Origin of the sequence: Bradyrhizobium sp., from assembly GCF_049586575.1 — a bacterium.
Lineage (GTDB): Bacteria > Pseudomonadota > Alphaproteobacteria > Rhizobiales > Xanthobacteraceae > Bradyrhizobium.
In genome coordinates this window covers 1-3,062 of sequence record NZ_JBAVCF010000567.1, presented here as the reverse complement: position 1 = coordinate 3,062, position 3,062 = coordinate 1, and the positions used below count along the sequence as shown (strand labels likewise).

The 3,062-nt window shown below is 60.3% G+C and carries 3 protein-coding genes; 1 reads left to right on the top strand and 2 read right to left on the bottom strand.

Translation table 11 applies throughout. The features are described 5' to 3' along the window. On the top strand, positions 1-418 hold a 418-nt coding region (locus tag WB528_RS21400), incomplete at its 5' end, for a ParB-like protein (protein ID WP_423890448.1). A gap of 22 nt (positions 419-440) precedes the next feature. On the opposite strand, the gene WB528_RS21395 is transcribed toward WB528_RS21400, so the two are convergent. Together WB528_RS21395 and WB528_RS21390 are read right to left on the bottom strand one after the other, a co-directional pair. Next, entirely contained in the window at positions 441-1,022 is a 582-nt protein-coding gene (locus WB528_RS21395) for a peroxidase-related enzyme (protein ID WP_423890446.1), read from the bottom strand. A gap of 84 nt (positions 1,023-1,106) precedes the next feature. After that, positions 1,107-2,840 carry an ATP-binding protein gene (locus tag WB528_RS21390; protein ID WP_423890444.1) on the bottom strand — a complete coding sequence of 578 codons (1,734 nt, stop codon included), beginning with the start codon at positions 2,838-2,840 and terminating at the stop codon, positions 1,107-1,109. Positions 2,841-3,062 lie beyond the last annotated feature (222 nt).

The following is a 3,062-nucleotide window of genomic DNA, read 5'->3' as shown; positions in this document are numbered from 1 at the left end:
CCATCTGGCGCGCGCGCTCCACGACGAAGGCGTCGCGGATATTCTCGTCACCTTGATCGGCGATCTCAGCATGGTCGAGAAGGAGGCATTCTGGGGCGTGATGGATAACAAGCGCTGGGTCTATCCGTACGACGCCAAAGGCGAGCGACGGCATTTCAAAGACCTTCCGAAGTCGATCACCGAGCTCAAGGATGATCCTTTCCGCAGCCTCGCCGGCGAATTACGGCGCTCCGGCGGCTTTGCCAAGGATACGACGCCGTTCAGCGAGTTTTTGTGGGCCGATTTCCTGCGCCGGAAGATCCCGACCAAGGTCGTCGAGGAAAACTTCGCCAAGGCGATGGAGAAAAGCCTCGCGCTGGCAAAAAGTCCGGACGCCGTCTATTTGCCCGGCTGGTGCGGCCCGGCCCCGGAGGGTTAGCCAGAGGAGCTGTCGTTGGCGTTTACGCCTTCGGCAGCCGTCCCATCAGATAGAATTCATCGTTGGGCCGCATCGCGGCGACGTTGGCGATCCGGTTTGACAGCGCGAAGAAGGCCGATATTGCGGCGATGTCCCAGACGTCGTCCTGGTTGAATCCGTGCGCCGAAAGCTCAGCAAAATCGGCCTCCGAGACCAATTGTGCCTCCTGGCTCACCTTCATGGCGAAATCGAGCATCGCGCGCTGGCGCGGCGTGATGTCCGCTTTCCGGTAGTTCGCCGCGATCTGGTCGGCGATCAGCGGATTCTTGGCGCGAATTCGCAAGATAGCACCGTGGGCGATCACGCAATACTGGCACTGATTGGCGCTTGAGGTCGCCACGACGATCATCTCGCGCTCGGCCTTGGTCAGGCCGCCGTCTTTGTCCATCAGCGCGTCGTGATAGGCAAAGAACGCACGGAATTCATCCGGCCGAAAGGCCAGTGTCAAAAAGACGTTCGGGATGAAACCGGATTTCTCCTGCACCGCAAGCAGACGGCTCCGGATATCTTCCGGCAAGCTATCGACGGGAGGTACCGGGAATCGCGATGGTGTCGGCTGCGTCATGGCGTGGCTTCCGCTCAATGGATGCGCTGCTGCGACAATAGTCGACAGCGACGCCAACGCAAAGCCTGCGGGTGTGGCTGCGATTTAGCGCAGCGGCTTCTTCAGAAGCGAGAAGCGGTCGGGATCTAATCCCATCGACGGTTGCAGCATTGGCGCTTCCACCGCCCGCGGCGCAGCGCGGTCATTGAAGGTCGGATCGCTCGGAACGTCGCGGTTCGACGTCGCGCCGCGCCAGCGTTCCAGCACCGCGCCAACAAAGTGCATGTCATGACCGGAAGTGGCCGAGGGCACCGTCGATATGCTGGCTTCGCCACGCGGCAGTTGGTGAACCGGCACTTCCTTGAATCGCAGGCGGGTCGGTAGCGCCACGCCTTCGCCGAACGCGAGCACCTCGCGTGTTCCGAGCGATGGCACGAACGACAGCAGGTTCGCTGCCGCGTCCGAGACGGCCGAACGCAACAGCGCCTGGTCGCGTTCGTTGGCAAGACGCATCGTGAACAGCGTGTTGCACTGGGAGATGATGGTAGCGTCCAGCTCGGCGGGACGCTGCGTGACGAGGCCGAGATACACGCCGTATTTGCGGCCTTCCTTGGCAATTCGCGACACCGCCTTGCGGGTCGGGCCAAAGCCGATGTTGCGATCGGCGGAGGCGTAACGATGGGCTTCCTCGCAGACAAACAGCATCGGCGACACGCCGTCGCTCCACAGCCCGAAATCGAATGCCATGCGGCACAGCACCGACACCACGGAATCAATGACTTCGGCCGGAAAGCCGGCGAGTTGCATCACTGTCATGGGCCGGCCGTTCGACGGCAGGCGAAACAGATGGCTGATCACTTCGGCCATGGTGTCGCCACCGACATTGGCGTTGTCGAACATGAAGGCGTAGCGCGGATCGTTGCGCACGGTTTCGATGCGCGAGATCAGCTTGTGATAGATAATGCGCGAGGAGCGGTTCTCGAGCTTGCCCATGCGCTCGTCGATCAGCGAGATCAGATCGACCAGCCGGTAAGGCACCGGCGTATCGAGGGTGTAGCCGCCCGCCTTTGGATCGGTACGCTTCAATCCCATCCGGTCGGTGTTCTGATATTGCGTGTAGAGGGCTTTTGCGACCGGAATGACCTCGGCGAGAATGTCGAGTTCTTCGGGCACGCCGGGCCGGCCGGCGAACAGCACGTCCACGATTTCTTCAAAATTGAACAGCCAGAATGGGAGCTTCAGGTTGCGCGGATTGAGCACCAGCGCACGATCGCCAAAGCATCGGCCGTATTCGTTGTGAACATCGAGCAGGAAAATTCGCAACGTCGGCCGCGACTTGAGAATTTCGTTGAGCAGCAGCGACACGCCGGTCGATTTACCGACGCCGGTCGATCCCAGCACCGCGAAATGCTTGGAGAGCATTTCTTCGATATCGACATAGGCAATGACCGATGGGTCCTGTTGCAGCGTGCCGATATTGATCTGGTCCGAACCGCTCGGCGCATAGATGGTGCGCAGTTCCTGGCTGTTGATCAATTCGACGGGGTCGCCGATGGTCGGATAATTGGTAACGCCGCGCTGGAATTTCTGGCGATCCGAGGTCCCTAGAATCTCGCCGAGCAAGTCGACGGAGGCGCTGGCGATGTAGCTGTCGGATGTCGGCAGGTTTTCGCACGACACCTCGGTGATCATGGCAACGATGACGGAATTGGCGCAGCGGATACTGATAAAGCGGCCGACCGTGGCCCGGATCTCGGACGGGCCCATCTTGCTGGTCGCCAGCAGACCGATCCGCGCCAGCGAGCCGCGCACCAGAATTACACGTCCTAACGATGTCACGATAGCCGAACCCGATCTGTCACGAATTGCACCCAATGCCTGCCACTATGCTGTCTGTCGCTGGACAAACCGTTAAATAAGCTCGGGCAAAACGGCGGCGTTTCGGGTTGGAATGGCTTCGACGTGTTCTCCCGACCTCCCTTTGGCGTGTATCCGTTGGGCGAAAAGGAGAATTTGCCGGAACGCAATCAGCCGCGACCTGACGCCGCATTCATATTTCAT

What these genes read in the sequence shown, in the direction of transcription:
- WB528_RS21395 (WP_423890446.1), bottom strand. Translation starts at nt 1,022, where the DNA reads ATGACGCAGCCGACACCATCGCGATTCCCGGTACCTCCCGTCGATAGC.